Source organism: Streptomyces sp. NPDC058464 (assembly GCF_042721035.1).
Taxonomy (GTDB): domain Bacteria; phylum Actinomycetota; class Actinomycetes; order Streptomycetales; family Streptomycetaceae; genus Streptomyces.
Map to the genome: position 1 here is coordinate 158,403 of NZ_JBHXMA010000010.1, position 15,761 is coordinate 174,163.

The window sequence follows — 15,761 nt, forward strand, 5'->3', positions numbered from 1 at the left end:
GTTATCGCTCAAGGGTCTGACCAGCCCGGCTTGCCTTGCGAAGGACCTTCAAGTCCCGGCCGGTCACTGCCTGTTCATCCACGTCGTGGACGGACGGGCAGTTATCGAGGGGCGAACGGCCGCGGACCGGGCGGATCGCGGGGTCCGGCACCGCCGAAGATGTTACCGACGGTTACGTCGTGCCTGGCGGCGGCGGGTGCGAGGGTCGGCGTGCCGTGGACGGATCGGGCAGGAGAAGATCGTCCGTGACCCACGTGTCCACCCGATCCCGGAAGGAACCGACGAGATCATGCGCCTCATCGTGGCCCGCGGCCCGGCGGAGGTGTCCGGATGACCGGCGCCGAGGAACACGTCCTGCTGCACGTCGACGGACGGGCCGCGCACATCACGCTCAACCGGCCGCAGGCCATCAACGCGCTGACGCACGCGATGGTGCGCCGCATCGACGAGGCGCTCACCGCCTGGGAGCACGACCCGGCCGTCGAGACCGTCGTCGTCACCGGCGCGGGGGAGCGCGGCCTGTGCGCGGGCGGCGACATCCGCGCCGTCCACGACGACGCCCGCGACGGCGACGGGTCGGCCGCGGCCGCCTTCTGGCGGGACGAGTACCACCTCAACGCCCGCATCGCCCGGTACCCGAAGCCGTACGTCGCCGTGATGGACGGCATCGTGATGGGCGGCGGGGTCGGTGTCTCGGCCCACGGCGGCGTCCGGATCGCCACCGAACGGTCCCGGATCGCCATGCCCGAGACCGGGATCGGCTTCGTGCCCGACGTCGGCGGCACCTACCTGCTCGGCCGCGCGCCCGGCGAACTCGGCACCCATCTCGCCCTGACCGGCGCCCAGATCGGCGCCGCCGACGCGATGCTGTGCGGACTCGCCGACCACTACATGCCCTCCGGCTCGCTCCGGGCGTTCGTCGCCGACCTCGCCACCCTGCCCGTGCCCGAGGCGCTCGCCCGGCAGGTCCGGCAGGCGCCGGACGGGGAGTTGGCCGGGCACCGGGCGTGGATCGACGCCTGCTACCCGGCCGACACGGTCGAGGAGATCGTCCAGCGGCTGCTCGCGCACGGCGACCCGGCGGCGAAGGAGGCCGCGGACACCCTGCTCACCAGGTCGCCCACCTCCCTGAAGGTCACGCTGCAGGCGCTGCGCAGGGCCCGGCAACTGGGCTCCCTGGAACGGGTCCTGGACCAGGAGTACCGCGTCTCCTGCGCGACCCTCGCGAGCCCCGACCTGGTGGAGGGCATCCGCGCCCAGGTCGTCGACAAGGACCGCGCCCCGCACTGGTCCCCGGGCACCCTCGCCGAGGTCACCGACGCGGACGTCGACCGTTTCTTCGCCCCGCTCGGCGACCGCGAACTGGGCCTCGCCCCACCCGCCTGAACCGTCCCACCAGCCGCCCACCAGGCGCGAGATGAAGATCACGCCTGGTGACGCGGTCTTGGCCGTGCCCCTGACACGCGGTACGGTCTGTCCGATATCGACGACGGCGAGACGGAAGCCGGTGGAAATCCGGCACGGTCGCGCCACTGTATGCAAGAGCTCCAGGGCTGTTTGTGAGTCAGACCCGTGGCCGTCGTCCTGTGCACCACCGAGATGGGACGCGAACTCCCAGAGGAGGTCCTGCCATGGCGCAGACCGTCGCTCCGCCGACAGCCAACACCCCCGCCGTTCCCGCCAAGCTGCCGCTGTCCGCGATAGCTCCCTGGGCGGTCTTCTTCGGCATCCTGATGCTGGTCCTGCTCTACTTCGTCGGCGCCGAACAGGGCGCCACCTCCGTGTTCAGCGGCACGGACGTCCACGAGTGGGTGCACGACGCCCGCCACCTGCTCGGCTTCCCCTGCCACTGACGCGAGCGAGGGTCGCCGTACCACCCATGAACTCCGCAACGGTCCGTAACCTCCTGGTGCGAGGCATGCTCGCCGGCCTGGCCGCCGGTCTGCTCGCCCTCGTCGTCGCCTACCTGCTCGGTGAGCCGAACGTCGACAAGGCGATCGGCTACGAGGACGCCCACTCGCACGAGCACGAGATGGCGGTCGTCTCCCGCTCCCTGCAGTCCACCGCCGGCCTGGCCACCGGTGTCCTGGTCTACGGGGTCGCCTTCGGCGGCATCGCCGCCCTGGCCTACTCCTTCGCCCTCGGCCGTGTCGGCCGCTTCTCGCCGCGGGCGACGGCACTGCTGCTGTCCGGCTGCGCACTGGCGGTCGTCTACGTGGTGCCGTTCCTGAAGTACCCGGCCAACCCGCCGTCGGTGGGCGACCCGGACACCATCGGCAAGCGGACCACGCTGTACTTCCTGATGATGGTGCTCAGCGTGCTCCTCGCGATCGCCGCCACCATCCTCGGCAAGCGGCTCCGGCCGCGGCTGGGCACTTGGTGGGCGACCGTCCTCGCGGTGGTCGCGTTCGGCGTCCTCATCGGGCTGGCGTACCAGTTCCTGCCGGTCGTCAACGAGGTGCCGAGCGACTTCCCGGCCACCCTGCTGTGGCGGTTCCGGCTCTCGGCGCTCGCCATCCAGGTGGTGCTGTGGGGCGGATTCGGCCTGCTGTTCGGCGAGTTGGCCGACCGTGTCCTCAACCCGAGGCCGGCGAAGGCGCCGGCCGCCGCCCGCACGGTGCCCGCTCCGCACTGACCCGCGGCGCGGCACACCGAACGACACGAGAGGGCCTCCGGACGGTTCCGGGGGCCCTTCCGCGTTTCCGGTACGGAAGCCGTTGACCGGTGTCCGTGGACCGGTGCGAGTGCTGCCGTGCGCGATCAATGCCCGCGGACCGCCGTATCCTGCGGGCCGTGACGGTGACTTATGTACTGGACGGCAGCGGGATCAGGACCCTGGAGGACTTCTGGCGGGTGGTCGGCGAGGCGGTCAACGGGCCCGGCGGCTACTTCGGCCGCAACCTCGACGCGTTCGTCGACTGCCTCAGGGGCGGTTTCGGCACACCCGACGACGGCGACTTCGTCTTCGAGTGGCGCGACCACGAGACGTCCCGCGCGTACCTGGGCCATGCGGAGACCGCCCGCCAGCTGGAGCTCCGGCTCGCCCGCTGCCACCCGACCAACCGTGCCGACGTCGCGGCGGAGCTGGCCGAGGCCCGCGCCGGACGCGGGGCCACCGTCTTCGACTGGCTGGTCGAGATCTTCGAGGAGCGGGCCCCGGACACGGTACGACTGCTGTGAACCCGCCGTGAACCCGCCGTGTCTTCGGCGCGCGGCCGGTGCCGCACTCGCGCCCGCGGCCGCTGACAAGGAAAGATGGGCGGCGAGCGATCGATCAACGACTGCGGAGGAAGTGGACTCATGCCGCATGAGCGAGCGGGCCGGCCGGCGGCTCCGGAGGACCTCGTCGACGTGGCCCGGCTGGTCACGGCCTACTACGCACTGCACCCCGACCCGTCCGACCCGGGCCAGCGGGTGGCGTTCGGCACCTCGGGCCACCGCGGATCGTCGCTGACGACCGCCTTCAACGAGGACCACATCGCCGCCACCAGCCAGGCCATCTGCGAGTACCGCGGCGGCCAGGGCACCGACGGCCCCCTCTTCCTCGGAGCCGACACCCACGCCCTGTCCGAGCCCGCCAAGGTCACCGCCCTGGAGGTCTTCGCGGCCAACGGCGTGACCGTCCTGATCGACAGCGCCGACGGCTACACCCCCACCCCCGCCGTCTCGCACGCCATCCTCACCCACAACCGGGGCCGTACGACCGGCCTCGCGGACGGCGTCGTGGTCACCCCCTCGCACAACCCGCCCGCCGACGGCGGCTTCAAGTACAACCCGCCCAGCGGCGGCCCCGCCGCCTCCGACGCCACCTCCTGGATCCAGGACCGCGCCAACCAGATCATCGCGGGCGGGATGAAGGACGTACAGCGGATCCCGTACGAGCGCGCGCTCGCCGCGCCGACCACCGGCCGGTACGACTTCATGGGCACCTACGTCGACGACCTGCCCAGCGTCCTCGACCTCGACGCGGTCCGGGCCTCCGGACTGCGCATCGGCGCCGACCCGCTCGGCGGCGCCTCCGTCGCCTACTGGGGCCGGATCGCCGAACGGCACGGGCTCGACCTGACCGTGGTCAACCCGTACACCGACCCCACCTGGCGGTTCATGACGCTGGACTGGGACGGCAAGATCCGCATGGACTGCTCGTCGCCGTACGCGATGGCCTCGCTCATCGAGAAGCGGGACGAATTCCGCGTCGCCACCGGCAACGACGCCGACGCCGACCGGCACGGCATCGTCACCCGCGACGCCGGCCTGATGAACCCCAACCACTACCTGGCCGTCGCCATCTCCTACCTCTACCGCCACCGCGAGCAGTGGGCGGCGCGCGCCGGCATCGGCAAGACCCTCGTCTCGTCCTCGATGATCGACCGGGTCGCCGCCGACCTCGGCCGCCAACTGGTCGAGGTCCCCGTCGGGTTCAAGTGGTTCGTGGACGGACTGGTCAGCGGGGCGATCGGGTTCGGCGGCGAGGAGTCCGCCGGTGCCTCCTTCCTGCGCCGGGACGGCTCGGTGTGGACCACCGACAAGGACGGCATCCTGCTCGCCCTGCTCGCCTCCGAGATCACGGCCGTGACGGACAAGACCCCGTCCGAGCACTACGCCGGCCTCACCGCCCGCTTCGGCGAGCCCGCCTACGCCCGCATCGACGCGCCGGCGACCCGCGAGGAGAAGGCCCTGCTGGCCAAGCTCTCCCCGGCCCAGGTCACCGCCGAGACCCTGGCGGGGGAGCCGGTCACCGCCGTCCTCACCGAGGCCCCGGGCAACGGCGCGGCGATCGGCGGCATCAAGGTGACCACGGAGAACGCCTGGTTCGCGGCCCGCCCGTCCGGTACCGAGGACGTCTACAAGATCTACGCCGAGTCCTTCCAGGGCCCCGACCACCTGGCCCGGGTGCAGGAGGAGGCCAAGGCGGTGGTGATGGCCGCGCTCGGCGGCTGACGCCCCGGGCGGCGCGGTCAGGTCGCGAGGGTGCGGCGGCGCGCCCTGGCCTCGGCCAGGTCCGCCGCCGCCCGGCCGGCGTCCGCCGCGAGGTGGGCCGATCCCCAGGCGTACGCGGTGCGTTCGGCCAGCGCGTAGCCCTCGGCCGCCGCCCGGTCCTCGCCGAGGAGCCGGTGCAGGTCGGCGAGGGCGTGCGCGAGCGGACGGCTCGCGTACACCGCGCCCGCCGCGCCCGCCAGCTGGTCCCGCAGCGGGAGCAGGTGCCCGAGCAGGGCGGCCGCCGAGTCGTGGTCCCGGTGGAGCACGGCGAGCTGGGCGCGGAAGTCGAGCTCCAGGCCGTAGAGATGGTCCTGCAGCGGCTCCGGGGACACGGGTACGGCCAGGGCCTCGTCGAGTCGGCCCAGCCGGGCCAGGACCAGCGCCTGCGCCACCGCGACCGGGGCACCCGCGGACTCGTACACGGCACGGACCACCGGTTCGATCTCGGCCACCCGGTCCTGGACGAGCCGCATGGTGATCAGCGCCAGCGTGCGCAACCCGGTCGCGTGATGGGCGCCCACCTGCTGCAGCAGGGTGTCCGCCTCCGCGTAAGCGGTCTCCGCCGCCTCGAAGCGGCCGGCCACGGTGGCCAGCATCGCGGAGGTCGCGGCGCTGAGTCCCTGCGCCCACACCATGCGGTAACGGCGGGCGAGGACCAGCCCCTCCGCGGTGTGCCGCTGCACGGCCGCCGGGTCGTTGCGGGCGGCCGCGGTCATCGAGTCCAGGTTCTCGCAGATCCACCGATAGGCGGGCAGGTCGTGGGCGTGGGTGATGGCGCGCAGTTCGGCGGTGAGCTGCGATCGGGCGGCGGCCCGGGTCTCGTGCGGCAGCAACCGCGCCGAGGTCATCAACGCGGCCGCCATCAGCGGGGCTTCGCCGTCGGCACGGGCGAGCGCCAGCTGGACGTGGGACGCCTGCAGGGCCCGCGGCGGATCCTCGGCGGCGACCGCGTCGACGAGGGCCTGCAGGACCCGCGCCCGGGTCGGGCCGTCGAGGCCGGGATCGGCGGCCAGCCGTTCCAGGCGGGCCAACGCGGTCCGGTCGTACGGTCCTTCGAGCCGGCTGCGCCAGGCCGCGGGCTCGGTCCACGCCCCGTACACGGCCGCGACCAGGTCGCCCCGGTCGGCCTGTTCCGCGAGTTCCACCGCACGCTGCCGGGTGCGCCGGGCAGCGTCCGTGGCGCCGGTCCGCACCTGCGCGCCCAGCAGCCGTACCAGCAGCTCGATCAGCCGGTCGGGCGGGGCGTCGTCGCCGGTGGTCGCGGTATGGGTGTCGATCGCCTGCTGGATCAGGGTGACGGCGACGTCGTGGGCGTAGCGCCGTTCGGCGGCCTCGGCGGCCCGCAGCGCGTAGTCGACGGCGAGCGGCGCGTCGGCCGCGCTGCCGGAACGGGCGAAGTGGTGGGCCAGAGCCGCGAGTTCGGCGGGGTGGTGGTGGCGCAGGAGGCGCGCGACGCCGGCGTGCAGCCGGGAGCGGCGGGCGCCGGACAGGTCGGCGTAGACGGTGTCGCGGACCAGGGCGTGCACGAACCGGACGCGGCCCGGCCCGGGTTCGGCGAGCAGCCCGGCGGCCAGCGCCGCGTCCAGGCCCTCCAGCACCTGCTCCTCGTCCGCCTCGGCGGCGTCGACGAGCAGCGCCACCTCGGCCTCCAGTCCCAGCACGGCGGTGAGTTGTACGACGGACCGGGCGGCGGCGGGCAGCAGGGCCAGGCGCCGGCGCAGTACGTCACGCACGCCCTGGGGGACCTCGGAGACCGCAACCAGGGCGCCTTCGTCGGCCAGGAGACGGGCGCTCTCCAGCACGTAGAACGGATTGCCGCCGGTGCGCTCGGCCAGCGCCGCCACGGTCGCCGGATCCACCGGCTCCCCGCAGACGGCGTCGACGAGGGTGGCGGTGTCCTCCGGGGTCAGGCCGCCCAGCGCGATCCGGTGCGGGGCGGCCGGGGCGAGCTGGGCGAGGGTCTTGAGGAGGTGCTCGTCGACCTCGGTGGGCCGGTAACCGGCGACGGTGAGCAGAGGCACCCCGGTGACGGCGGCCGCCGCCTCGACCAGGGCGAGGGTCTCGGCGTCCGCCCGGTGCAGGTCCTCCAGCAGGACGGCGAGGGGTGCCCGGGAGGCCGCGTCGCGCAGCCAGGCGGCGAAGGCGCGGTGCATGCGGAAGCGGCCGGCGGTGGCCTCGGCCTGGGCCGGGCCGGCCGTGCTCTCCGGCTCCCGCAGCAGCACCGCCAGCTCCTCCGGGCGGGCCGGGGGCACCTCGCGGGCGAGCGCGCCGAGCGCCTCCACCCACGCCCAGGCGGGCGGTGCGCCCTCGTACTCGGGGCAGCGCCCGATCACCACCCGCCAGCCCGCTTCCCGCAGCCGGGCGGCGGCCCGGTCGAGGAACGCGGTCTTGCCCGCCCCGGCCGCACCCGTGACCAGCACGAGGCCGCCCGCCCGGCGAGCGGCCCGGGCGGCCCCGTCCAGGCTCCGCAGTTCCGGGTCCCGGCCGACGAACAGACCGCGCCCGGTGCGCGTGGAGAGTTCGGCGGCGGGCTCGGGCACCGCCGCACGCAGCACGTCGAGCCGCCCGTTGAGCACGGCGTGCTCCAGCTCCCGCAGGGCCGGCCCCGGATCGCAGCCGAGCTCGGCGCGCAGGACGTCGGTGGCGCGGCGCAGCGCGGCGAGGGCGTCGGCCCGCCGGTTGCAGGCCCAGTGGGCGAGGGCGAGCAGCCGCCAGCCCTCCTCGCGCAGCGGGCTGTCCCGGACGAGCGCCCCGGCGTCGGCGGCGGCCTGTGCCGCCCGGCCGGTGCGCAGGTCCGCGGCCACGGCGAGTTCCCGGGCCTCCGCGCGCAGCCCGGCCAGCCGGGCCACCTCGACGCCGGCCCACTCCTCGTCCGCGTGCTCGGCGAAGGCCGGTCCCTGCCACCAGCCCAGCGCCTCGGCGAGCAGCCGCCGGGCCTCCTCGGGCGGGGCGGTGCGGGCACGGCCGACCCAGGTCTCGAACCGCCAGGCGTCCACCGCGTCCCCGGCCAGCCGCAGGGCGTATCCGGGCGCCGCGGTGACCAGGACGGTGGCCGGGGCCCGTGGCGGCCGCCCCGGTTCCAGCGTCCGGCGCAGGTTGGACAGATAGGCGTGCAGCGACACGGCGGCCTTGGCCGGCGGCTCCCCCCGCCACAGGGCGTCCGTCATCCGGTCGACCGGTACGACACCGCCGCGGGCGGCGATCAGCAGCGCCAGCACAGCACGCTGCCGCGGAGCACCCAACTCGACGGGTGTCCCGGCGACTTCGGCACCCAGCGGACCCAGGACTCGCAAACACAGCACGGCGCGGGAATCTACCCGAGCGCTGCGTCGATCCTGTCAACAGACGTTGAACGCGCACTGGACGGGGCCGCCTGGCCGGCCGCCGACCCGCCGCCAAGCCGATCGCCAAGCGGACGCCAAGAGGGGTGGGAAACGGTCGGCCGCTGACGTGCACATCGGATCGTTGGAGCAGGAAAGCGTGTCCCTCAACAGCAGTAACGGCGCCTCCGCCACCGCGGAGCGTCCTCACACCCATGAAATGGTCGTGGTCCACCGGGTCTTCCGCCGCGAGTCGGCGCTGCTGCCCCGGCTGGTACGCGCCGTGCCCGACGGCGACCCGGCCCGTGCGGCACAGGTCGCCGCCGCCCTGCGCGACTACACCCTCGGCCTGCACCACCATCACCACGCCGAGGACGAGCTGATCTGGCCGCTGCTGCGGGCCAGAGCCGCGCACGACGAGGCGCTGGTGGCGCGGATGGCGGAGCAGCACGAGGCGATCGACCGCACCCTGGCGGCGGTCACCGAGTGGCTGCCCCTGTGGGAGCGGGCCGGAGACCGCATCACCGGCGAGGAGTTGGCGCTGGCGCTGGACGCGCACCGGACCGCGCTCCTGGAGCACCTCGACGAGGAGGAGCGCTCGGTGCTGCCGCTGATCGCCGAGCATCTGACCGTCCCGGAATGGGAACTGGTCGGGCAGCGCGGCCTGGAAGGGCTCCCGAAGAACAAACGCCTGCTGGCCCTCGGCGCGATCCTGGAGGAGGCCACCCCCGAGGAGAGCGCCTTCTTCCTGGGCAAGGCCCCGCTGCTCGGCCGCCTGCTCTGGCAGGTCGTCGGCCGCCGCCAGTACGCTGCCTACTGCCGGACCATGCGCGCCCCGCTGGACGGAGAGTAGACCATGGCCCTCCTCGACACCGCCCCGCTCGACGTCCTGGACGCCTACCGGACCTGCGAGTTCGCCACCCTGGGCCGGGACGGCACCCCGCTCGCCTGGCCGACGGCCGTGCGGCGCCGCCCGGACGGAACGCTGCTGCTCAGCACCTCCCTCGCGTTCGCGCAGAAGGCACTGAACATCCGCCGGGACGGCCGCGTCGCCCTGCTCTTCTCCGACCCCACCGGCAGCGGCCTGGAGAAGGCCCCGCAGATATTCGTCGGCGGCCGTGCCGACTGCCCCGACGAGATCATGACCGGGCCGCAGGGCGCCGAGGACTACTGGCGGATGCTGTTCGAACGGCAGCCGCACAGCAGGTCGTACGTCACGGCACCGATGCGGCTGATGATGGACTGGTACTACCTGCGGCTGCTGATCACCGTGACCCCCGACCAGGTCGTCGTACGGTCGCCGCTGCCCGCGTCCGACGCGCCCGTTGCGGCGGCCGGTGACCTGGTCGGCTCCGCGCAGCTCGCCCGTTTCCCGACGGCGGTGCTCGCCGCGCGCGACGCCACCGGGGCGCCGGTGCTGGCCCGGACCCGGCCGGTGCCCACCGGCGAGGGGTTCGCCGTGGATGCCCCGGCCGACTGCCCGGCCGTTCCGGGCCCCGCCGCCCTGCTGGTGCACCGGCACGACGAGCGCCTCAACCACATGCACAACGCGCTCGTGCGCGGCGAACTGCGCGAGAGCGGATCCGGGCTTGTGCTGGTCCCCGCCAAGGTGGTGGAGCCGATGGGATCGGGCCGGGTGAGCGACGCGGTGAGCGTGCTCCGCACCACGAAGCGGGCCACCGACCGCTACCTGCACCGGCGCGGCCTGCCCCGGCCACGGGTGCAGTGGTCCGAGTTCAGGACGCTGGCACAGGAGGCGCGGCGAGGCGTCGGTACCTGATCCCGGTGCACTGCTCCGGGCCGTCTCCGTCGGGACGGCCCGGAGATGTCATGGCTCCCCCCGCCGCCTACGCCGACCGGCACTGCGCGAGCCGCTTCTCCAGGAACCTGCGCTCCGCCGCGTTCTCCGCCAACTCCAGTGCCCGCTCGTACGACCGGGCCGCCTCCCGGGTGCGCCCCAGGCGGCGCAGCAGGTCGGCGCGGGTCGCGGGCAGCAGGTGATAGCCGGCCAGGTCGTCCTCCGCCTCCAGCTCCGCCACCAGGGCGAGCCCCGCCTCCCCGCCCTCGGCCATGCCCACGGCGACCGCGCGGTTCAGCCGGACCACGGCCGAGGGGACGTACCGCTGGAGTTCGCCGTAGAGGCCGGCGATGTCGGCCCAGTCGGTGTCGGCGGCGGTCGGCGCGGTGGTGTGACAGGCCGCGATGGCGGCCTGGATCTGGTACGGGCCGGGGCGGCCGCGGCGCAGCGCGCCGTCCAGGAGCGCGGTGCCCTCGTCGATCTCGGCGCGGTCCCAGGCGGTGCGGTCCTGGTCCTCCAGGGTCACCAGGTCACCGGCCGCGTCCACCCGGGTGTCCCGGCGGGCGTCGTGCAGCAGCAGAAGCGCGAGCAGCCCGACGACCTCCGGTTCGTCGGGCATCAGCCCGGCGAGCAGCCGGGCCAGCCGGATCGCCTCGGCGCACAGGCCGGTCCGGAGCAGGTCGGCACCGGCCGTGGCCGCGTACCCCTCGTTGAACAGCAGGTAGAGCACGCCGAGGACGCCCGTGATGCGTTCGGGCAGCAGATGTGCGGGCGGCACCCGGTACGGGATGCCGGCGTTGCGGATCTTCCGTTTGGCCCGCACCAGACGCTGCGCCATCGTCGCCTCCGGGACGAGGAAGGCGCGCGCGATCTCGGGCGTGGTCAGCCCGGCGATGGTGCGCAGCGTCAGTGCGACCCGCGCCTCGATGGGCAACGCCGGGTGGCAGCAGGTGAAGACCAGCCGCAGCCGGTCGTCCGCCACCCCGCTGCCGTCGTCCTCGCCGAAGGGGTCGTACGGGTCGTACGGCCCCTCGTCCCGTGCCGGCACCGCCGCCTCCCGCAGCTTCCGGGCCCCCACCGCCTCCCTGCGCAGCACGTCCAGGGCGCGGTTGCGGGCGGTCGTGGTCAGCCAGGCGCCGGGGCGGCCCGGCACGCCGTCGCGCCGCCACCGCTCCAGCGCCTGGGCGAAGGCGTCCTGCGCGCACTCCTCGGCGAGGTCCCAGTCGCCGGTCACCCGGATCAGGGTGGCGACGACCTGGGCCCACTCCGCGCGGAAGGCGGCGGCGACGGCCTCCTCGACCTCCTCCGTGGTGCTCACTCCCAGACCGGCCGGACCTCTACCGAGCCGCCGGCGAGCGCCGCGGGGTGCCGTGCGGCCAGCGCGATCGCCTCGTCGAGGTCGGCGACCTCGACGACGTCGAAGCCCGCGATGTACTCCTTCGTCTCGGCGAACGGCCCGTCGCTCAGCAGCACTTCGTCGCCCTGGACGCGCACGGTGGTCGCGTCGGAGCCGGACCGCAGCCGGGCACCGCCCCTGACGACGTCCCGGGCACGGACCTCGTGGAGGTACGAGGCGAGGCGCGGGTCCTCGGCGAGCTCGGCGGGGCCGAGCTCCTCACCGCCGCCCACGGGCGTGCAGACGAACAGGACGTACTTCACGACGGCTTCGCCTCCAGGGGCACCGAGACGTGTTCATGGGCGATCACCCAGCTGAAACCGGTGTCCCGGTAGCCGGTGGTCACCCGCACCACCTGGTCCAGGGGCTCCCCGGTCACCCGGGTGCCGTGGAGCCGGACGAGGGCGTGGCTGAAGGTGCTGCCCTCCCCGGGACGCACGCGGAGTTCCAGCACCTCGCGGTGCACGGGCCCGCGCAGCGTCGCGAACCACGCCTCCACCGCCTTGCGCAGCGCGCCGATCCCCGACTGCGCCTCCGCACCGGCGGGCCCGAAGACCTCCACGTCGGGTGCGTAGCAGGCCGCCATCCGGTCGACGTCCCGGTCGCGGGCGGCCGCCGTCAGCTCGGCGTCGATCCGGCGGACGGCCGTCCCGGCGTCCTCCATGAGCCCCTCGTCCCAGAACGGGCGCACCTCCATGGCCCCGATGGTGGCCACCGGGTGCCCGGCGGCGATCCGCACGGCCTCCGCCAGGCTGTCGCAGTCGACGACGTCGAACCCGGCCACGTACTCCTTCGTCTCCGCGAACGGCCCGTCGGTCCGCAGCACCTCCCCGTCCCGCACCCGCACCGTGACGGCCTGGTCCGGCAGTTGCAGCCGGTGGCCGTACAACCGGGTCCCGCGCCGGACGCCGTGCTCCTCCACCCAGGGTTCGACCGGCGCCATCCCGGACGCGTCGGCGGTGTCGTCGCCGCAGACCAGCAACATGTACTTCATGGTTCCTCCCGGACCTCAAGAGCTTCCTGCACCCCACCGACGAACGGAGCCGGCCGGAATCGACACACCCGCGGAACCGGATGCCGACGTTCCCGTCCGCTCCCGCCTCACGACGGTTCCCGCAGGCCGTTTCCCCGGCCCAGGATGCCGTGCGGGTCGTGGACGCCCCTGGCCTCGGCCAGGGTGCTCCACCGGCTGCCGTGGTGCTCCCGCCGGTCCGCGGGGGACATCGGCAGCGCGTTGACCGGGTAGGCGATCGCGCCCTTCGCCCGCGCGTACCCGACCTCCTTCGCCGACCGGGGCCGCAGCACGCCCAGCGCGCCCAGCGGCGGAGCGCTCACCAGGTGACCGAAGTCCTCCGCGGCTTCCCGCAGGGTCTCCGGACGGGTGTCCAGCAGTTCCACGAATCGTGCGGAGACACGGTCCGACGACGTCACGCGGCACGCTCCCAACAGGCATCGGTCGACACGGGCGGAACCATCTTCGTGCCCGGCGCACCGGACGGATCGCGTTTCCGCGCTCGACATGCCCGCGCAGGCCGCGGACCGCACACCCGCCATACGCCGTGACGCCTGCTTCGACAACGCGAAGTACCTGGCGATCGTGACCTGACCTGACCTGACCTGACCTGACCTGACCTGACCTGGTCCCTGGCGGCCCTGTTCGTGTGGCAGCTGACTTGTCTGGCTGCTGACCTCGTCGCCGCCGTGGTGGTGACCCTGCTGTGCACACCGCCGGTACGCCGGGTCTTCCGGTGGGTGATGGAGCCCCGGATGGAGTGGGCGTTCCGGGCGGGGGCAGGTCGCCCGGAACGGGCGGGGGCGGGTGGTCCGGCGCAGGACGGTCGGCGAAACGCCGCACGGGTCCTTTCCGGGAGCCGCTGAAGCGGCAAATATGCCGCACCATGGACATTCTGCTCGTCGCAAGCGCGTTCAACAGCCTGTCCCAGCGGGTCTACGCCGAACTGTCCGACCTCGGCCACCGGGTGGGCGTCGTCCTCGCCGGCCACGGCCCCGACGCCGTCCGCCGCGCCGTACGGGACCGGCGCCCGGAGCTGATCATCGCGCCGATGCTGAAGACGGCACTCCCCGAGGACGTCTGGCAGCGGCACACCTGCCTGATCGTCCATCCGGGACCGCTCGGCGACCGGGGCCCCTCGTCCCTCGACTGGGCCGTCGCCGACGGTGCCGACCGGTGGGGGGTGACCGTGCTGCAGGCCGAGGCGGCCATGGACGCGGGCGCGGTCTGGGCGAGCGAGCCGTTCCCGGTGCCGCCGGTCGGCAAGAGCGACCTCTACCGCAACGAGGCCGCCGACGCCGCCCTCACCGCCGTCCACCGCGCCGTACGCCGGTACGCGGACGGCGCGTACAAACCGCGACCGCAGAGCGACCCCGCCATCCACGGTCAGGTCGTCTGGCGGGACGTCTTCCGGCAGGAGCGGCGGCGGATCGACTGGACGGCCGACGACACCGCGACGGTGCTGCGCAAACTGCGCGGAGCCGACTCGCAGCCCGGGGTGCTGGACGAACTCCTCGGCCGGGAGGTGTTCCTGCACGGCGGTCACCCCGAGGACCGACTGCGCGGCGAACCCGGTGAGCTGCTTGCGACCCGGGCGGGCGCGGTCTGCCGGGCCACCCGCGACGGCGCCGTCTGGATCCCCGAACTGCGCCCCCGCAAGAGCTCCGGCGACCCGGCACCCTTCCGCCGCCCCGCCACCGACGTCCTCGCCGGCCCGGCCCTCCCCGAGAGCCCCGTCCCGCTCGAACTGCCCGCGGACCGCCGCACCTGGACCGACATCCGCTACCGGCAGCACGGCGACGTCGGCCTCGTCACCTTCTCCTTCCCCGGCGGCGCGATGAGCACCGACCACTGCCGGCGCCTGCTCGCCGCCTACCGGTACGCCCTCGCCCGGCCCTCCCGGGTCCTGGTGCTCGGCGGCCGGCGCGACTTCTTCTCCAACGGCATCCATCTCAACGTCATCGAGGCCGCCCCGGACCCCGCCGAGGAGTCCCGGACCAACCTCGACGCCATGGACGACCTGGTCGAGGCCGTGCTGCGGACCACCGACCGGCTCGTCGTGGCCGCGCTCGGCGGGAACGCGGCGGCCGGCGGCGCCATGCTCGCCCTCGCCGCCGACGAGGTCTGGTGCAGGGCCGGCGCCGTCCTCAACCCGCACTACCGGCGGATGGGCCTGTACGGCTCGGAGTTCTGGACGTACTCGCTGCCGCGCCGCGCCGGCGCGGAGACCGCCCGGCGGCTGACGGAGGAGGCCCGGCCGGTGAGTGCCGCGACGGCCGCCGGGACCGGGCTCGTCGACCGGCTGGTACGGGTCCCCGCGCAGGGGTTCACCGCCGAGGTCGGGCGACTGGCCGCCGAGCTCGCGGGCGCTCCGGATCTCGACCGCCGGATCGCCGCCAAGGCCGCGGCGCGCCGGGCCGACGAGGAGGAACGGCCGCTCGCCGAGTACCGGCGGGACGAACTCGCCCGGATGCACGCCGTGTTCTTCGACCCGGGCGCCGCCTACCACGCGCTGCGCTCCGACTTCGTCCGCAAGGTCCCGGGCGGTGCCCGGTGACGCGGCTGCCGGTGGAGGGCGCACGGCTGCCGGTGGAGGGCACGCGGCTGCCGGTGGAGGGCGCGCGGCTGCTGGTTGCGGGCGTGGGCAACATCTTCCTCGGCGACGACGCGTTCGGCCCGGAGGTGATCCGCGCCCTGGAGGAGCGTCCGCTGCCACCCGGGGTGCGGGTCCGGGACTTCGGCATCCGGGGCATGGACCTGGCCTACACGCTGCTCGACGGCTGGTCGGTGGTCCTGCTCGTGGACGCGGCCGCACGTGGCGAACGCCCGGGCACGCTGTCCCTCGTCGAACCCGAACTCCCCGACGGCCGCGCGGCGGCCCCGCCCGAGGCGCACGGCATGGATCCGGCGAAGGTGCTCGCCCTCGCCGCCCACCTGGGCGAGGAGGCCCTGCCCCGCGTCCTCGTGCTCGCCTGCGAGCCCGGGAAGCTGCCGCTCGGCGACGAGGACATCGCGCCCGGGCTCAGCGCACCCGTCCGGGACGCCGTCGAGCAGGCTGTCGCGGCCTTGCACACCCTGGTCCCGGCGTTGCTGGCCGATCCCCTGGTCACGCCCGCGTTGGACCGCCCGGAGGAATCCACGGCCCCCGCCGCGGCCGGTCGCCCGCCGACGGCCGCCACCGGCGCGGAGGATCGCTGAGCGGACCTGGTGCAGTCGGCTGCGGAACCGTGCCCCGGCAGGGGCGCGGGGCCGAGC

The 15,761-nt window shown here is 74.4% G+C and carries 14 protein-coding genes, 1 pseudogene and 1 riboswitch; of the genes and pseudogenes, 10 read left to right on the plus strand and 5 right to left on the minus strand.

The annotated features are described in order from the left end of the window. Window positions 1-226 precede the first annotated feature (226 nt). From ACFWPQ_RS16190 to pgm, 6 genes and pseudogenes are all read left to right on the plus strand, one after another. A pseudogene (locus tag ACFWPQ_RS16190) lies at window positions 227-334 on the plus strand (acyl-CoA dehydrogenase family protein); the annotation flags it as partial. Beyond that, window positions 331-1,386 (plus strand): enoyl-CoA hydratase/isomerase family protein, encoded by a 1,056-nt coding sequence (locus ACFWPQ_RS16195; protein WP_384034176.1) that lies wholly within the window; start codon window positions 331-333, stop codon window positions 1,384-1,386. The pseudogene ACFWPQ_RS16190 and the gene ACFWPQ_RS16195, both read left to right, overlap by 4 nt. Before the next feature lie 67 nt (window positions 1,387-1,453). After that, a riboswitch (cobalamin riboswitch) is annotated at window positions 1,454-1,595 on the plus strand. A 36-nt stretch (window positions 1,596-1,631) separates the two neighbouring features. After that, on the plus strand, window positions 1,632-1,853 hold the full coding sequence (locus ACFWPQ_RS16200) for a CbtB-domain containing protein (protein ID WP_351960613.1): 222 nt from the start codon (window positions 1,632-1,634) through the stop codon (window positions 1,851-1,853). Window positions 1,854-1,879: 26 nt separating this feature from the next. After that, window positions 1,880-2,635, plus strand: a complete 756-nt coding sequence (locus ACFWPQ_RS16205) for a CbtA family protein (protein ID WP_384034179.1) — start codon at window positions 1,880-1,882, stop codon at window positions 2,633-2,635. A 158-nt stretch (window positions 2,636-2,793) separates the two neighbouring features. Then, window positions 2,794-3,180 (plus strand): barstar family protein, encoded by a 387-nt coding sequence (locus ACFWPQ_RS16210; protein ID WP_384034182.1) that lies wholly within the window; start codon window positions 2,794-2,796, stop codon window positions 3,178-3,180. 120 nt (window positions 3,181-3,300) lie between these two features. Continuing rightward, a complete protein-coding gene (gene pgm, locus ACFWPQ_RS16215) occupies window positions 3,301-4,941 on the plus strand; it encodes a phosphoglucomutase (alpha-D-glucose-1,6-bisphosphate-dependent) (protein ID WP_384034185.1) in 1,641 nt (546 codons plus the stop codon). A 17-nt stretch (window positions 4,942-4,958) separates the two neighbouring features. On the opposite strand, the gene ACFWPQ_RS16220 is transcribed toward pgm, so the two are convergent. Continuing rightward, window positions 4,959-8,282 (minus strand): BTAD domain-containing putative transcriptional regulator, encoded by a 3,324-nt coding sequence (locus tag ACFWPQ_RS16220; RefSeq protein ID WP_384034188.1) that lies wholly within the window; start codon window positions 8,280-8,282, stop codon window positions 4,959-4,961. Window positions 8,283-8,460: 178 nt separating this feature from the next. Here ACFWPQ_RS16220 and ACFWPQ_RS16225 point away from each other — a divergent pair, with 178 nt between their 5' ends. Together ACFWPQ_RS16225 and ACFWPQ_RS16230 are read left to right on the plus strand one after the other, a co-directional pair. Continuing rightward, entirely contained in the window at window positions 8,461-9,153 is a 693-nt protein-coding gene (locus ACFWPQ_RS16225; protein WP_384034191.1) for a hemerythrin domain-containing protein, read from the plus strand. A 3-nt stretch (window positions 9,154-9,156) separates the two neighbouring features. Beyond that, window positions 9,157-10,080 (plus strand): pyridoxamine 5'-phosphate oxidase family protein, encoded by a 924-nt coding sequence (locus ACFWPQ_RS16230; protein ID WP_384034194.1) that lies wholly within the window; start codon window positions 9,157-9,159, stop codon window positions 10,078-10,080. Window positions 10,081-10,147: 67 nt separating this feature from the next. Here the strand turns inward: ACFWPQ_RS16230 and ACFWPQ_RS16235 are convergent, their stop codons facing one another. The 4 genes from ACFWPQ_RS16235 to ACFWPQ_RS16250 all read right to left on the minus strand — a co-directional run bounded on the left by ACFWPQ_RS16235 (window position 10,148) and on the right by ACFWPQ_RS16250 (window position 12,925). Next, window positions 10,148-11,416, minus strand: coding sequence for an RNA polymerase sigma factor (locus tag ACFWPQ_RS16235; RefSeq protein WP_384034197.1), 1,269 nt, complete (start codon window positions 11,414-11,416; stop codon window positions 10,148-10,150). Then, window positions 11,413-11,757 carry a YciI family protein gene (locus tag ACFWPQ_RS16240; protein ID WP_384034200.1) on the minus strand — a complete coding sequence of 115 codons (345 nt, stop codon included), beginning with the start codon at window positions 11,755-11,757 and terminating at the stop codon, window positions 11,413-11,415. Before ACFWPQ_RS16240 ends, ACFWPQ_RS16235 begins: the two co-directional genes overlap by 4 nt. Continuing rightward, window positions 11,754-12,488, minus strand: a complete 735-nt coding sequence (locus tag ACFWPQ_RS16245) for a nuclear transport factor 2 family protein (RefSeq protein WP_384034203.1) — start codon at window positions 12,486-12,488, stop codon at window positions 11,754-11,756. Before ACFWPQ_RS16245 ends, ACFWPQ_RS16240 begins: the two co-directional genes overlap by 4 nt. A 107-nt stretch (window positions 12,489-12,595) precedes the next feature. Continuing rightward, window positions 12,596-12,925, minus strand: a complete 330-nt coding sequence (locus tag ACFWPQ_RS16250) for a hypothetical protein (protein ID WP_384034206.1) — start codon at window positions 12,923-12,925, stop codon at window positions 12,596-12,598. A 467-nt stretch (window positions 12,926-13,392) separates the two neighbouring features. On the opposite strand from ACFWPQ_RS16250, the gene ACFWPQ_RS16255 reads away from it, so the two are divergent. Next, window positions 13,393-15,063, plus strand: a complete 1,671-nt coding sequence (locus tag ACFWPQ_RS16255) for an enoyl-CoA hydratase-related protein (RefSeq protein WP_384034209.1) — start codon at window positions 13,393-13,395, stop codon at window positions 15,061-15,063. A 5-nt stretch (window positions 15,064-15,068) separates the two neighbouring features. Further along, a complete protein-coding gene (locus tag ACFWPQ_RS16260) occupies window positions 15,069-15,704 on the plus strand; it encodes a hydrogenase maturation protease (RefSeq protein WP_384034404.1) in 636 nt (211 codons plus the stop codon). Window positions 15,705-15,761: the final 57 nt, after the last annotated feature.

Coding starts and splice junctions, on each gene's coding strand:
- ACFWPQ_RS16195 (WP_384034176.1), top strand. CDS start 331: ATGACCGGCGCCGAGGAACACGTCCTGCTGCACGTCGACGGACGGGCC.
- ACFWPQ_RS16200 (WP_351960613.1), top strand. CDS start 1,632: ATGGCGCAGACCGTCGCTCCGCCGACAGCCAACACCCCCGCCGTTCCC.
- ACFWPQ_RS16205 (WP_384034179.1), top strand. CDS start 1,880: ATGAACTCCGCAACGGTCCGTAACCTCCTGGTGCGAGGCATGCTCGCC.
- pgm (WP_384034185.1), top strand. CDS start 3,301: ATGCCGCATGAGCGAGCGGGCCGGCCGGCGGCTCCGGAGGACCTCGTC.
- ACFWPQ_RS16230 (WP_384034194.1), top strand. CDS start 9,157: ATGGCCCTCCTCGACACCGCCCCGCTCGACGTCCTGGACGCCTACCGG.
- ACFWPQ_RS16245 (WP_384034203.1), bottom strand. CDS start 12,488: ATGAAGTACATGTTGCTGGTCTGCGGCGACGACACCGCCGACGCGTCC.
- ACFWPQ_RS16255 (WP_384034209.1), top strand. CDS start 13,393: ATGGACATTCTGCTCGTCGCAAGCGCGTTCAACAGCCTGTCCCAGCGG.